The organism is Henriciella barbarensis, assembly GCF_003576345.1.
GTDB classification, from domain to species: domain Bacteria; phylum Pseudomonadota; class Alphaproteobacteria; order Caulobacterales; family Hyphomonadaceae; genus Henriciella; species Henriciella barbarensis.
On sequence record NZ_QWGB01000005.1, the window covers coordinates 87,515 to 102,465 of the forward strand.

At 61.5% G+C, this 14,951-nt stretch carries 8 protein-coding genes; 6 read left to right on the forward strand and 2 right to left on the reverse strand.

Annotation, left to right across the window (positions count from 1 at the left end; all coding sequences use genetic code 11):
• Nucleotides 1-88: 88 nt before the first annotated feature.
• A complete protein-coding gene (locus tag D1224_RS03255) occupies nucleotides 89-1,267 on the reverse strand; it encodes an acyl-CoA dehydrogenase family protein (RefSeq protein ID WP_119378496.1) in 1,179 nt (392 codons plus the stop codon).
• Nucleotides 1,268-1,362: 95 nt separating this feature from the next.
• On the opposite strand from D1224_RS03255, the gene D1224_RS03260 reads away from it, so the two are divergent.
• Both D1224_RS03260 and D1224_RS03265 read left to right on the forward strand, forming a co-directional pair.
• Nucleotides 1,363-2,247, forward strand: a complete 885-nt coding sequence (locus D1224_RS03260; protein ID WP_119378497.1) for an ROK family protein — start codon at nucleotides 1,363-1,365, stop codon at nucleotides 2,245-2,247.
• A gap of 83 nt (nucleotides 2,248-2,330) precedes the next feature.
• Nucleotides 2,331-3,506, forward strand: coding sequence for a CaiB/BaiF CoA transferase family protein (locus D1224_RS03265; protein ID WP_119378498.1), 1,176 nt, complete (start codon nucleotides 2,331-2,333; stop codon nucleotides 3,504-3,506).
• 452 nt (nucleotides 3,507-3,958) lie between these two features.
• Here the strand turns inward: D1224_RS03265 and D1224_RS03275 are convergent, their stop codons facing one another.
• Complete coding sequence (locus D1224_RS03275) at nucleotides 3,959-4,939, reverse strand: NAD(P)H-dependent flavin oxidoreductase (RefSeq protein WP_119378500.1); 981 nt, start codon at nucleotides 4,937-4,939, stop codon at nucleotides 3,959-3,961.
• A gap of 157 nt (nucleotides 4,940-5,096) precedes the next feature.
• Here D1224_RS03275 and D1224_RS03280 point away from each other — a divergent pair, with 157 nt between their 5' ends.
• The 4 genes from D1224_RS03280 (at nucleotide 5,097) to D1224_RS03295 (ending at nucleotide 14,766) form a co-directional block, all read left to right on the forward strand.
• Nucleotides 5,097-6,179, forward strand: a complete 1,083-nt coding sequence (locus D1224_RS03280; RefSeq protein WP_119378501.1) for a DUF2855 family protein — start codon at nucleotides 5,097-5,099, stop codon at nucleotides 6,177-6,179.
• A 140-nt stretch (nucleotides 6,180-6,319) separates the two neighbouring features.
• Entirely contained in the window at nucleotides 6,320-9,139 is a 2,820-nt protein-coding gene (locus D1224_RS03285) for a phosphoenolpyruvate carboxylase (protein WP_119378502.1), read from the forward strand.
• Nucleotides 9,140-9,330: 191 nt separating this feature from the next.
• Nucleotides 9,331-10,836, forward strand: a complete 1,506-nt coding sequence (locus D1224_RS03290) for a PfaD family polyunsaturated fatty acid/polyketide biosynthesis protein (RefSeq protein ID WP_119378503.1) — start codon at nucleotides 9,331-9,333, stop codon at nucleotides 10,834-10,836.
• 27 nt (nucleotides 10,837-10,863) lie between these two features.
• A complete protein-coding gene (locus D1224_RS03295; protein WP_119378504.1) occupies nucleotides 10,864-14,766 on the forward strand; it encodes a type I polyketide synthase in 3,903 nt (1,300 codons plus the stop codon).
• Nucleotides 14,767-14,951: the final 185 nt, after the last annotated feature.

Genomic DNA, 14,951 nt, shown 5'->3' on the forward strand with positions numbered 1-14,951 from the left:
CGTATGAGACAACGTTCCTCTGCCCTGCCTCTCAGGCAGGCGGCAGAGGGCGCTAGACCTCTCTTTCATGAATCAAGGCGGCAGGCGCCTATTTTACGCCAGTGCGGACCAGCTCAGCCTTTTTGATCTTTTTCGCCAGCGACCATTTGTGCACTTCGGTCGGGCCATCATAAATGCGGAAAGCCCGAACTTCGCGGAATAGCTGTTCCACGATTGTATCGCGGCTGACACCCATGCCGCCCATCACCTGGACGCAGCGGTCTGCAACCCGGAACAGCGCTTCCGACACAGCGACCTTGGCCATGGAGCTTTCGACATTGCCATTCTCGCCGCGGTCCAGCGCGTCCGCGCACCAGTCTATCATCAGCGAGGATTGCTGCAGGTCGATCTGGTTTTCGGCCAGCATGAAACCGACGCCCTCATGGTCCACGAGCAGCTTGCCAAAGGCCTGACGCCTGCAGGCATATTCGGTCGCAATCTCCTGCGCCCTTGTCGCCACGCCGTGCCACCGCATGCAGTGCGACAGGCGCGCGGGCGCCAGCCGGATCTGCGCATAGCGGAACCCCTCGCCGGGATTACCCAGCATGTCAGAGGCTGGCACGCGGAGATTGTCGATCACGACCTCGGAATGCCCGCCCGGCATAGAGTTATCGATTGTGTCCAGCACCCGCTCGATCCGGATCGCCGGGTCCGGCAGGTCGACGAGGAACATGCACGCGCCCTCCTCAGACTTGCCCATGATGATCCCGACCTTTGCGCCCTCAGCGCCTGTAATGAACGTCTTGCGGCCGTTGATGACCCAGTGATTGCCATCCTGCACGCAGGTCGTCTGCATCATGGACGGGTCAGACCCTGCCCCGCCGTCGGCGGCTGGCTCGGTCATGAAAAAGGCAGAGCGCGCCTCGCCGGAAACCAACGGCTGCAGGAAGCGCTCATGCTGCTCTGGCGTCGCGACCTTGCCGAGTAGAAACATGTTCCCTTCATCCGGCGCTCCCGTATTGCAGGCCACAGGCCCCAGCGGCGAGAGGCCCGTCTTCTGAAGCACATATGCCGTCCCGCGCTGTGAGAGGTGGCCGCCATCTTCCAGGATGTGCGGCGTCATCACGCCCGCATTGCGCGCTTTCGCTCTCATCTCGACGACCAGTTCTTCCGATGGGCCATGTTCGCCAAGGCGCGGATCGCGCTCATACGGCGCCACGACATCGCGCACAAAGGCTTCCACGCGTGCGCCAATTTCCTCGGCAAGTTTCTGGTCGGAATAGGTCATGGGGGTTGTCTCCTTGAAGCGGGGAAAGACCTATCCATTGAAGCGCGGGCTGCATAGTCTGGCAGGTCTGATAGAGTTGAGGGTCACAAGGCAGGATGTCGGACAATTTTCTACACGGCGGCATCGATGCGGGCGGGACGACATTCAAGTGCGGCCTCGCCGATGCGTCCGGCACGCTTGTCGATACTCAGCGTATATTGGTGACCACCCCGGAAGAGACGCTTGCGGCCGCTGCAAACTGGTTCGCCCCTCATGCGCACGCGGGCACCCTCAAGACGTTCGGTATTGCCAGTTTTGGCCCAATAGATGTGGACCCTACGTCGCCCGCCTATGGCACAATTACCGGATCTGCGAAGCCCGGCTGGGCCGACATTCCGTTACGGGCCCGCTTCGCCGATGCGCTCGGCCTGCCCGTCACCGTCGATACTGATGTGAACGGCGCACTCCTCGCAGAGATGAAACAAGGCGCCGCGAAGGGCTGCGCCTCAGCTGCCTATGTCACGGTCGGGACAGGTATCGGGGCCGGGCTCTTTGCCAACGGCGGCTTTCTAGGTCGCCCAGCGCACCCGGAATTCGGTCACATCGCCCTACGCCGCCACCCTGCCGACCATGAATTTGAAAGCGTCTGCCGTTTCCACCCCGACTGCCTCGAAGGTCTCGCATCGGTGCGCGCCATTCGCGCCCGGGCCGGTGCGCCGGAAGACCTCTCCCCCGACCATCCTGTCTGGGACATGGCAACCGACTATCTTGCGCAGGCTGCGCGCAGCTTGACGCTTACCTTTCGACCAGAGCGCATCGTGATCGGCGGCGGATTATTGCTTGCCCCTCATCTCATCGCCCGCATCCGCATGTCCTATGACGAGCAGATGAGAGGCTATCTTGAACACGCCCCCTCCGCTGACCTGATCACCACACCGGGTCTTGGCGATGATGCCGGCTTGATCGGCGCCATCCTTCTTGGCGTGCAGGGGGCGCAGTAACCGGACGCTGGGTCAGCCTGTGCGGCGACAAGCTCTCGGTCTAGAACGCTTGCACCTGAGAAGACCTGGAGAAAGCACGCATCATGGATATAAAGGGATTTCCACTTGAAGGGCTGAAAGTCCTTGATCTTTCACGTGTTCTTGCAGGCCCTTTTGCGACGCGGATGCTGTCTGACCTCGGCGCAGATGTCCTCAAGGTCGAACCGCCCGAAGGCGATGTGACACGCCATTTCGGCAAGTCGGATGAAGGCGTCGCCGGCTTCTACCTTCAGCAGAATATCGGCAAGCGGAATATCTGTATCGACCTAAAGGCCGAAGGCGCGCGTGAGCTTGTGCTGGAGCTTTGCAAGGAAGCCGACATGCTGGTGGAGAATTTCCGCCCCGGCGTGATGAAGCGCTTCGGTCTCGACTGGGAGAGCGTGCACGCGGTCAACCCGAAGCTGGTCATGCTGTCCATCTCTGGCTTCGGCCAGACGGGGCCAGAGGCAAAGCGCGCCGCCTATGCGCCGGTCGTGCATGCCGAGGCGGGGCTCATCGCCCGGCAGGCAGAGATCAGCGGCGGGCACCCAACTGACCTCCAATACTCTCTCGCCGACAGCTACAGCTCACTGCACGGTCTCGTTGGCCTGCTCGCCGCCCTGCGCGTCGCGGAAAAGACGGGTGAAGGCCAGCATGTTGATATTGCAATGATCAACGTCATTCATGCGACCGATGACTATGCGCATTGGGCGCTGGACGGCGTCTGGCCGAAGCCGAAGGAAAACCAGGTCTGGGACGCGCCGGAAGGCAAGCGCATCCTGATTGCCTCTGACATGAAATGGATCTGGATCGTGCTGTCCAAAAAGGCGGGGCTCGTCGATCCGACCCCGAAAGGCGCAAGCCTTGAGGAGAAAGTCGCTGCGCGCCACAAGGCCGTCACCGACCACATCCTCTCCTATCCAAGCTTTGAGGCGCTCACCAAGGCGCTGGACGGGATGAACCTCGCCTGGGGACTGGTGCGGAAATTTGGCGAGGAATCCTTCTCGCAGACCAGTGTCGGGCCGAATGGCGTTCTGGTCGATGTCGAAGACGACAAGGGCAATGCACGCCGCACGGTCCAGTCGCCCTATAAATTCTCTCAGTCAAAGAGCGGCATCTCCGCAGGCATGCGCCCACCACGCCGGGGCGAACACAATGTCGATGCCTTGAAAGACTGGATCGGCGCAGATGAGGCCCGCGTCTCTGAGCTAACGGAAAAAGGCATCCTGCTCAGCGAATAGCAACGAGATGAAACTTTTTGGTCAATACCGCCGACGGTATCTTAATTTACCAACGCGATGACTAATAGCGTCCCGCCAATAGCGAGGCCCAAGTTAAAGACGAGGGCGAATAACATAAATTTCAGTTTTTTTCGGTAATTAGCGATGCCAGCTTCTCTAGACTGACCCGGAATTAGACATGTTGGAAATACGATCAGCAGGACGGCGGATATGATAAACACCTGAACTGCCACAATATACGCTGCTGGTATTCCAAGAAATTCGTAGAAAAAGCTGGAATCAAAAAAAGTGTTTGAGATCGCTACAGCGAGCCCAACCTTCAGCAAGTAAATATACTTTTCCATCTAGAGGCGATTGTACTGCGCGGGGCGGCTGTTAGCTAGCCGCCCCCTAAACAATGTATCGGTCTATGACCTTCTTAATCCCATCACATTAGGAAGAAAAAAGGATGCTCAGGAAACAACGAAATTCGACATCCGCTTCTTGATGATCTCTTCGGCGTCGGAAACGATCCGGTCGATCAGTTCCTGCACGCTTGGAATGTCGTGGATGAGGCCCTGGATCATGCCGGCCGACCAGATGCCGTCATCGGCGTCGCCTTCTTCCATCGCCTTGCGGCCACGGACACCTGCGACGAGGTGCTGGACGTCCTCGAACTTGGCGCCGCCCTTGCCTTCGATCGCGACGACCTCTTCCGACACCTTGTTCTTCATCACGCGGGCCGTGTTGTGCAGCGTGCGGAAGATGAGCTTGGTGTCGCGCTCATCATTCTCGACCATCTGCTTCTTGAAGTTCTCGTGGATCGGCGCCTCTTTCGTAACGCAGAAACGCGTGCCCATATTGATGCCGTCGGCGCCGAGCGCCAGAGCCGCAGCAAGACCACGGCCATCGCCGATACCGCCAGAGGCCAGCATCGGGATTTTCACCTTGTCGGCCGCGGCCGGGATCAGGATGAGGCCCGGAATGTCGTCCTCACCCGGGTGACCGGCGCACTCAAAGCCGTCGATCGAAATCGCGTCTACGCCCATGCGCTCCGCCGAGAGCGCGTGACGCACAGCGGTACATTTGTGGATGACCTTGATGCCGTGCTTCTTGAATTCGTCGACATGCTCCTGCGGCTTGTAGCCAGCGGTCTCGACGATCTTGATCCCGCCCTCGATGATCGCCTGGCGATACTCGGCATATGGCGGAGGCTTGATGGCCGGCAGGATGGTGAGGTTCACGCCGAACGGCTTGTCCGTCATGTCCTTGGTACGCTGGATTTCCTTGGCGAGGTCTTCCGGCGTCGGCTGGGTCAGCGCGGTCAGAAGGCCAAGGCCGCCAGCGTTTGAAACCGGCGCTGCCATTTCCGCATAACCGACCCATTGCATACCCCCTTGAACGATCGGATGCTCGATGCCGAGCAGTTCGGTGATCCGTGTCTTGATGGCCATGTCGTCTCCTCAAATCATGTTTTCCCGCTCTTGATAGGACAATCGCCCGCCCCTGCGAAGGATTGCCCTCGCGGCAGCAAATCGCCCACCCCTTGCACTCGCCCCCAGACAGTTCATTCTTGCGCCGGATAAAAGATTTAAGGGAAGGACCGACCCGATGGCTGATGTCAGTGAGCTCTGGATCAATCGCAGCGACTACCGGAAGACGAAACCTGTTACCCGGCCCCAAGCCCCGCTTGAGGACGGACAGGTCCGCGTCGCCATCGACAAGTTCGCGATCACCTCGAACAATGTGAGCTATGCGATCTCTGGTGACGCGATCGGCTATTGGCGTTTCTTTCCCGCAGACGATGGCTGGGGCAAGGTCACGGTCTGGGGCTTTGGCGATGTCGTTGAATCGCGCAGCCCCGATATCGCGGTCGGTGAGCGCCTCTATGGCTTCTTCCCGATGGCGAGCGAAGCCGTCCTGACGGTCGGGCGCGTGAAGGATGATTTCTTCATGGACGCCTCCCCGCACCGCGCAGACCTCGCCGCGGTCTACAACCAGTATCGCCGGCTCGCCGGTGAACCCGAAGCCATGCGCAAACTGGAAGATGAGCGCAGCCTCTACTTCCCACTCTTCATCACGTCTTTCGTGCTCTACGATTATCTGACGGACAATGACTATTTCGGGGCCAGCCAGGTTGTCATCGGCTCTGTGTCGTCCAAGACGGCCTTCGGACTTGCCCAGTTCATCCATGAGGATGAAAGCGCAGGCCAGCGCGTTATCGGCCTTACCTCGCCGGGCAATCGCGCTTTCGTTGAAAGCCTCGGCTGCTGCAACGACATCCTGCTCTATGGCGATGAAGAGAAGATCGACCCGAGCGTGAAGACCGCCTATGTCGACATGTCCGGTAACCGCGACCTCACCGTGACCCTTCACAATCACCTTCAGGAAAACATGGTCGAAAGCTGCATGGTCGGCGCCACTCATTGGGAAAGCGCCGGCCGCGCCAAGGGACTTCCGGGTGCAGAGCCGAAATTCTTTTTCGCGCCGGCACAGATCGCCAAGCGAGACAAGGAATGGGGGCCCGGCGTGCTGTACGGCAAAGCAAGCGAAGCGAGCGCGCGTCTTGCCCGGTCCGCCTCCAAGGAAATCGAGATCGAACGCGTCAAAGGCCCGGACGAAGTGGCAGCCATCTGGCGCGATTTTCTCGACAACAAGGTCGCTCCGAACAGAGGCATCATGGCGTCGCTCTAGCGTTATGTGTGCTGTCGTCAGGCATTTCACTGATCAACAGCGCCGTTTGGCGTCAGAAGTCTTGACTGAAATCGTTCGGACTCTCCTGCTGAACAAGATAAACGTCGAAGCGCTATCTCGCTTTCAGGGAGAACGACGACATGCCGACCCGTAAGACGCCGCTCGACCCGGCTCGCATCCGCAGATTCCTGCGCGATCACGCAGAAAGCATTGATCGCGATCCGCTGACCAATTCGGTTTTCTCTTTTGCGCTGCAACTCTTCCAGGACCTTGAGGCGGGCCGCACCGACCTCTCCAGCGTCGCTGAAACGGTAGATGGCCTGCATTTCGACCTTCTCAAGGACCGCGCCGACCAGTTTCGGTCGCAGCATACCGAGATCGGCAAACCGAAGGATGCCTTCGCCGGGGTCAGCGCAAAGCTCGCGGCCCTCGCCAAGTCGGACCCGGAGCGTTTCCGGCACACCGTCACACGGCATGCTGGCGGCATCGTCTTTACCGCCCATCCCACCTTTGCGCTTTCACAGGACCTGCGCCGTGCCTTCGCCGCCTATGCAAGCAAGCCGGGGAAAATCGAACTTGCCACGCTAAAAACGGTCGCCAGTGATCCGCAGCCGGACTGGCCGGACCAGATTACTCTGACCCACGAACATGAAGAAGCGCAGGACGCGATTACGAATGCGCAGGACGCGGCGGGCCACTATGCCGGTATCATGGTGGACGCGGCCAGAAAGTCCCTCGACGACTGGCGCAGCCTCCGCCCGGTCCTCCCCACGCTCGCAAGCTGGGTTGGCTATGACCTCGATGGACGCACCGATATTCACTGGTCGCAGTCAATCACACTTCGCCTTCGCGAGAAGGCAGCCCAGCTTGCCTATTATCGCGGACGTCTTTCCAATTTCGCAAAGTTCGAGACGCTTAAGGCTCTTGAGGAACGGCTAGCCGCTGCGCAGGCCCATACCGAAGCGGCCGCCGAGAAATTTGGTCAGGACCTGTCCGACCCGAACGTCCTCAGCCAAGCGGCCAACTTCCTGACAGCCGCCTCCGATGACAAGATCACCGACGCCGTCACGCTGAGCGATCCGCTGACGACGCTCATCAAAGACGCAGAAACACCAGATGAGACAGCCGCCGCGCTGATGATCCTGCGCGCCGAAATCGATGCGCTGCAGCTTGGCACCGCCCGGATCCATCTTCGCGTAAATGCCGCACAGGTGCGCACGGTCTTGCAACGCGACCTCGACCTTGAAACCGAAGACAGCGAGCTTGGCCGTCTTGCCCTCAGCAAGCTCTCAAAGATGGCAGTAAAGACCGAAGTGAGGCCCGTAAATTTCGCGGACCTCTTCCTCGAACAGTCGACCGCGCGGCGCCAGTTCATGATGTGCGCGCAGATCCTCAAACATATCGATGCAGGCTCCCCGATCCGCTTTCTCATTGCAGAAAGCGAGAACCCTGCCACTGTCATGGGCGCGCTTCATCTTGCCCGTCAGTACGGCGTTGATCACGCCCTCGACATCTCGCCCCTGTTCGAGACGCCTGAGGCGCTGGAGACCGGTGGGCGGTTCGTGGAACGCCTGCTCGAGGAGGACGCCTTCAGGGACTATATCAGGACGCGCGGCTATCTCTCCATCCAGCTTGGCTTTTCCGACTCCGGGCGGTTCATCGGACAGGTCGCCGGCAATATGGCAATCGAGCGCATTCATAGCCTGATCGGGCGCGCGCTCGGCGACGTCCTGCCCGGCACAGGCCTGCTCGTCTTCAATACGCATGGCGAATCCATTGGCCGCGGCGCTTATCCCGGCAGTTTCCAGCAGCGTCATAACCACCTTCTGACGCCATGGACGCGCAGCGAACTCCTCGCCCGAAATATCCAGCCCATCCACGAAGTGAGCTTCCAGGGCGGTGATGGCTTTCTGCATTTCGCGACGCCAGAACTCTCGCACGCCACCTATGCAGCTTTCTGCGAGCACATTCTCTCGGAACCAACATCTATCGAAGATGATGCCTTCTACACTCAGACCGACTTTGTCTGGGACGCATACCGCGCGCTTCGCAGCTGGCATGAGACGCTCTTCGTCGACCGCGACTACGAGGAAATGCTCGGCGGGTTCACATCCGGCTTTCTGGTCAAGGCAGGCTCCCGCCCGGTAAAGCGCGCAGGCGGCCCAAGCGGGCCCTCGGCCATCCGGGCGATCTCTCATAATGCCATGCTCCAGCAGCTCGGTGTGCCGCTGAACTCGGCCTGTGGCATTGGCTCTGCCATGCCGCGCGAGAAAGAGCGCATGCGCGACATCATCAATGCCTCGCCGCGCCTTCACGCCCTCATCATGCTCGCGACCCGCGCCCGCATGCTGACCAGCCTTCCTGTGCTGCGTGGCTATGCCAGCGTTTTCGATCCGCATGTCTGGCTCGCCGTCTCACGTCATGGCGACATTTCGCAAGCAGGCCCGATGCGCCGCATTGCCGAAGCGCTCCGCGAGAACCAGACTGCTGCCAGCCTGCAGAAAATCGCCAACCGACTAAGCGTAGACCTTGTAGAGTTTGATGGTCTTATCGCCTTTCTCGATGAAACCCCAAGTGTCGAAAGCCGGCATGAGAGCCGCCTGGATTTCCACGCCCTCCACGCCATCCGGCAGGCACTTATGCTCTACGCGTTTAGCCTGACCGGTCGCCTCAGCGACCTTTCGGCCCGCCACGATACGAGCCGCACTGATATCATCGCCCTTGTTCTCACCATGCAGATCGAACAGGCGGCTGATCTTCTTGAAGAAATCTATCCGCCGTCACACGGAGAGGCTGATCTGTTTCAGCACATCGACGAACCAGGTTACGAGACCGGCGCGCGAAGCGAGACCGGCTATGACCGGTTGCATCAGGAATTAATAGCGCCCCTCCGTCAGTGCGGTACGCTGATTTCGAGGCTATCGGTCGCGACCAGCCACGCCTTCAATGCCTGGGGCTGATCCCGTTTTCACTCCTGCATACATGTCTATGGAAGCTCGTAATCTGTCGTGCTTGCAATAGGTTGGAAAAATCGTGACATATGCGTCACGTTTTTCATTACATTCGCTGCACGCGCGATAATCAGTCCCCAGAACATTGCAAGAGAGCCCAATTCACGTTCTACTTCTCGGCCTATAGGGAAAGCTGAGGCATGAGGATCCAGCACTGGGAGTCTAGCAATTATAGCGGCCCGGCCAAGAAGGTTGAGACGCGGCACCCCCCATTAACCAAGAACACCTCTTCGCAGACTCACGCCGTTTACGCCGACTGGCTCGGCGACCACGCTTTCACGAAAATCCATGGCAGCCGCTTTGCCTATATCGTTGGCGAAATGGCACGCGGGATCGCAACGCCGCGCATGGTCATAGCAGCGGCGCAGGCTGGCCTTGTCGGTTTCTATGGCAGCGCCGGGCTGAAGCCTGAAACCATCGCCTCAGGTCTCGACGAGATCGAAGCCGCGCTCGGCAAAGGCGCGCCCGCCTGGGGCGCCAATCTCATACATACCCCGCAGCAGCCAGGCTATGAGCGTGCGGTCGTCGATCTTTTCCTGTCGCGCGGTGTCGCCCGCGTTTCAGCCTCCGCCTTCATGCAGCTGTCGCCGGAAATCGTGCGCTACAGCGCCGCCGGCGTCTCGCGCGCCGATGACGGTACCATCACCCGCTCCACACACGTCTTCGCCAAAGTCTCCCGCGCTGAGGTCGCCCGCCAGTTCATGGCCCCCGCGCCAGACGCGATCCTGAAACAGCTGGTCGCCCGCGCTGACATTACGCCAGAGCAGGCAGAGATTGCCGCCAGCGTTCCTGTCGCCCTCGACATCACCGCCGAAGCCGATAGCGGCGGGCATACGGACAACCGCGCCGCCGGGCCGCTCTTTTCCTCGCTGGTCCAGGCCCGCCGGGAGGTCTGCGAGATCCATAACCTCAATGGCGACGATATCCGCATCGGCCTTGGTGGCGGGATTGGCACGCCATGGGCGGCTGCGGCCGCATTCCAGATGGGCGCGGCCTATATCATTACCGGCTCGGTCAATCAGGCCGCTGCCGAATCCGGCCTCTCGCTGGCTGGCCGAAAACTTCTCGCAGATGCTGGTCCGGCTGACGTCGCCATGGCCCCGGCCGCCGACATGTTCGAACAGGGCGTTGAAGTTCAGGTCCTGAAACGCGGGACGCTCTTTGCCATGCGCGGGTGCCGGATGCGCGAGATCTACAGGACCCGTACAGGCTTTGCCGACTGCACACCGCAGGAGCAGGCCTTCATCGAAGCCGCTCTTGGCGAGACCTATGCCTCCGCATGGGAAAAGACCCGCGCCTTCATGGCGGGGACCAATCCGAAAGAGCTGGAGAAGGCAGAAGCAGACCTTCGCCACCAGCTCGCCCTTGTCTTCCGCAGGTATCTTTTCTTCGGGGCCCAATGGGCCCGTGAGGGCGAGGAAAGCCGCCTGCGCGACTACCAGATCTGGTGCGGCCCGGCGATGGGCGCCTTCAATGAGTGGGTCAAGGGAAGCCCGCTCGAAGCGCTTGAAAACCGGACCGTCAAACAGATCGCGCTCAACCTGATGGATGGGGCGGCGCACCTGACCGGGCTTCAGGCCCGCCGGGCGCGCGGGGAGAACATTCCACAATCGGCTTTCGACTATCGGGCGGGGCTATTCGAGTAAATCTCTGGCTGAGGGGCTGAGAACAACATGGCAGACAGAACGTCGGGACCAGCAGATATAGCCATTGTCGGATATGGCGCGATGTTTCCCGGGCGCGGCGACGCGGCGGGCTTCTGGCGCGATATTGCCGAAGGCGTTGATACGCTGGGGCCCGTTCCGCCGACGCATTGGCTGATCGAGGACTATTACGACGCCGACCCGAAAGCCCGGGACAAGACCTATGGCCAGCGCGGCGGCTTCCTCTCGCCTCAAGGGTTCGACCCACTTTCCTTCGGTATTCCGCCCAATCAGATCGAGGCCACAGACAGCGCCCAGCTCCTCGCGCTCATGGTGGCGCAGGCTGCGCTGGATGAAGCGGAAAAAGCCTCCAATGGCACGATTGATCGCAAGCGCACCTCCTGCATTCTAGGCGTTGCCTCGGCCACCGAACTCGTCGGCCATATGTCGGGCCGTCTACAGCGCCCCTCCTGGATCAAGGGCCTGCGGGACGCCGGTCTTCCCGAAGCGCAAGTCCAGGAGATCGCCGATAAGATCTCGTCGAACTTCTCCGAATGGAAGGAAAGCACCTTCCCTGGCCTCCTTGGCAATGTCGTCGCCGGACGGATCGCCAACCGGATGGACCTTGGCGGCTCCAACTATGTCACGGACGCAGCCTGCGCCTCATCTCTCTCAGCCCTTCACGGCGCAATCCATGAGCTTCGCGCAGGCGACAGCGACCTTGTCCTGACCGGCGGTGTCGATGCCCTCAATGACATCCTCATGTATATGTGTTTCTCGAAGACACCGGCCCTCTCACCAACCGAAGACTGCCGTCCATTCTCGGACAAAGCAGATGGTACGATGCTGGGTGAAGGCATCGGCATCCTGGCGCTCCGCCGCCTTGCCGATGCCGAACGGGACGGCAACCGGATCCACGCGATCATCAAGGGCATTGGCGCCGGCTCTGATGGGCGCGCCACCGCAATCTATGCCCCGCTACCTGATGGGCAGGCCCGCGCCCTTGGCCGCGCCTATGAACAGGCCGGTTATGACCCGCGCTCTGTCGAGCTGGTCGAAGCGCACGGCACAGGCACGAAGGCAGGCGACGCGGCTGAAATCGCCGGGCTGAAGCAGGCCTTCTGCGAAGAGGGCGAGATCGTCGATACGCCCTGGTGCGCCATCGGATCGGTCAAATCCCAGATCGGCCACACCAAGGCCGCCGCCGGATCAGCCAGCCTGATCAAGACGGCGATGTCGCTGTCCAGAAAAGCTCTGCCGCCAACGATCAAGGTCGACCAACCCAGCCCGGCGCTCGCAGGCTCCCCCTTCTATGTGAACCGCGAACTTCGCCCATGGGTGCGAGATAAATCCCATCCCCGGCGGGCGTCTGTCAGCTCCTTCGGCTTCGGCGGCTCGAACTTTCACGTAACGCTTGAAGAGTACACCGGCCCTCAGGCGGCCCTGCCAGACCGTATCCTGCCAGCAGAACTCTTCATGGTTTCGGCGAGCTCACCAGATGCGCTGGCGACGGCCATTGAAGCGACGGCGCGCAAACTGGTGCATGAAGAAGACCTCGCCATCGCCGCCAGCGAAAGCCATGCAGCTTTCGAAGCAGATGCGACCTGCCGCGCGGCCATCACTGCCAGCAGCAATGACGACTTCAACGCAAAGGCCGCCAAGCTCGCCGCCCATATCCGTGCAGGCAACGCCGAGAGCGCACCGCTGCCGAAAGGAAGCAGCGTCAGCCTCAGCGCCGCCAAACCCGGCAAGCTCGCCTTCCTGATGCCGGGCCAGGGCAGCCAGTATGTCGGCATGGGCCGCGACCTCGCCCTTGCCTTCCCGGAGGCACGCGCCGCCTGGGATTATGCCGCCAGCCACAAGAAAGCCGGCAAGCTCGGCCTCCATCGCCTCGCCTTTCCGCCATCGGCCTTCAGCGATGAGGACGCGAAGGCGCAGGCCGACACGCTGACGGCGATGGAAAATGCCCAACCTGCACTTGCCGCCGCGACGATGGCTGTCCTCGCCGTTCTGGAAAAGGCCGGCCTCAATGCCGACATGGCCGCCGGTCACAGCTTCGGTGAGATCATGGCGCTCAACGCATCAGGCGTGTTGTCGGACAAGGATGCGCTGAGCACCGCCTGCAAGCGCGCCAAGCTGATGAGCCAGGCCGCCGCCGACAATGAAGGCGCGATGCTGGCCACACAGGCCTCGAGCGAACAGCTTGCGCCGATCCTAAAAAACCATCCGGACGTGGTCGTCGCCAATGACAATGCGCCAACGCAGACAGTGCTTTCCGGCCCTGTCGACGCCATAGAGGCCGCCCGGCAAGCCATAGAGGCCGCGGGCATCAAGGCGCGCCGCCTTCCCGTTGCCTCGGCTTTCCATTCGCCGATTGTGGCTGGCGCTGTCGCCCCCTTCCGCAAGGCGCTCGGCAAGACCGATTTCGCCAAGGGCGACTTCCCGGTCTTCGCCAACGCGTCGGCCAAACGCTACCCGCTTGCCTATGACAAGCAGCGCGACCTCCTCGCCGGGCAAATCGAGAGCCCCGTGCGCTTCCGCGAAATCATTGAGGCGATGCATGAAGCCGGCGTCACAACCTTTGTGGAGGCAGGCCCCGGCACGGTGCTCACCGCTCTTGTCGGCCAGATCCTGCCCGGTGGGGTTAATGCCGTCTCGCTCGATGACAAGAAGGGCAATGGACTCGCCGCATTCCTCGCCGGGCTCGGTAAGCTTGCCGTCCTCGGACATAAGGTCGATTTCGAAGCGCTGTTCGCCAACATGCCCGCCCCAGACGCACGCAAGCCGCGCTCCAAGCACGCCATCGATCTCACCGGTGCGAACTATAACAAGCCCTACCCGCCAAAGGGCGGCGCTGCGGCCCTGCCACCGCCGAAAGCGGCGGCCTCGGTACCCGAGCAGGTGAGCAAGCCGGTACCTGACGACCCGCCAGACCCGGCGCCAGCACCTGCCCCTACTTCAACTGCTACTTCCCAGATTTCCCAGCCAGGACCTTCGCCCATGACTGAGCCCCGCCACTCCGCCCCCGCCAGCACGGCCGCGCAGATCCACGCCCAGATGACAGAGGCCCACACCGCCTACATGCAAGCGCTGCAGACGGCGCACGCCCAGTATATGCAGACCACGCAGGCCATGCTCGCATCGGCAGGGTCGGCCGCTGCGCCAGCGCCTCAGCCGCAGGTCCAGCCAGCAACCCAACCGGCGCCAGCTCCTGTAGCGGCCGCACCAGTGACGCCGCCAGCACCAGCCCCAGCCGCAGCGGCGACAGCACCAACCCCAGCGCCTCAACCGGCCCCTGCTCCCGCTCCGGCGCCAGCAGCCGCGCCCGCCCAGGACTTCACCGCGCTCGTCACCAGCCTCGTTGCCGAAAAGACCGGCTATCCCGCCGACATGCTCGAACCAGACATGGACCTTGAAGGTGAGCTTGGCGTCGACTCCATCAAACAGGTCGAGATCCTCTCAGCCCTGCGCGAGAAGATGCCCTCCCTACCAGAGATCGAGCCTGAACAGATCGCAGAGCTGCGCACCATCGCAAAGATCGCCGCTTTCCTCGGCCCATCGGCTGGCAGCGCGCCAGCACCGAAACCAGCCCCTGCCCCCGCCCCGGCAGCGCACGCAAATGGAAACGGCCATGCCAACGGCAACGGCCACCACATCGCCGCCGCTCCAGCCCCGGCACCTGCAGCTCCCTCGGCAGACGCTGGCGTCGATATGACAGAGCTGGTCCGCAACCTCATCGCCGACAAGACGGGCTATCCGCCTGAAATGCTCGAAGACGATATGGACCTTGAGGGCGAACTTGGCGTCGACTCCATCAAACAGGTCGAGATCCTCTCTGCCCTGCGCGAGCAGATGCCGAACCTGCCAGAGGTCGAACCGGAACAGATCGCTGAGCTGCGCTCGATCCGGAAGATCGCCGATTTTTTTGGCTAAGGGGCGCGCCGGCGTCACCTGACGCTGCCCGCCCCGCTTCGCGCGATGCTCGACCCGTTTCTGGTCCAGCGCCGCTTGCCCTGAAAGCCGTCGCCTATGTCAGCCAGTCTGCCATTGGACGGGTAACGCCGGGCCTGCGCGAAGCATCGCTCATCGAGTGGGTCACGCCAGACCTCGCCGCAGCT

Coding starts and splice junctions, on each gene's coding strand:
- D1224_RS03265 (WP_119378498.1), top strand. CDS start 2,331: ATGGATATAAAGGGATTTCCACTTGAAGGGCTGAAAGTCCTTGATCTT.
- D1224_RS03275 (WP_119378500.1), bottom strand. CDS start 4,939: ATGGCCATCAAGACACGGATCACCGAACTGCTCGGCATCGAGCATCCG.
- D1224_RS03255 (WP_119378496.1), bottom strand. CDS start 1,267: ATGACCTATTCCGACCAGAAACTTGCCGAGGAAATTGGCGCACGCGTG.
- D1224_RS03260 (WP_119378497.1), top strand. CDS start 1,363: ATGTCGGACAATTTTCTACACGGCGGCATCGATGCGGGCGGGACGACA.
- D1224_RS03280 (WP_119378501.1), top strand. CDS start 5,097: ATGGCTGATGTCAGTGAGCTCTGGATCAATCGCAGCGACTACCGGAAG.
- D1224_RS03290 (WP_119378503.1), top strand. CDS start 9,331: ATGAGGATCCAGCACTGGGAGTCTAGCAATTATAGCGGCCCGGCCAAG.
- D1224_RS03295 (WP_119378504.1), top strand. CDS start 10,864: ATGGCAGACAGAACGTCGGGACCAGCAGATATAGCCATTGTCGGATAT.
- D1224_RS03285 (WP_119378502.1), top strand. CDS start 6,320: ATGCCGACCCGTAAGACGCCGCTCGACCCGGCTCGCATCCGCAGATTC.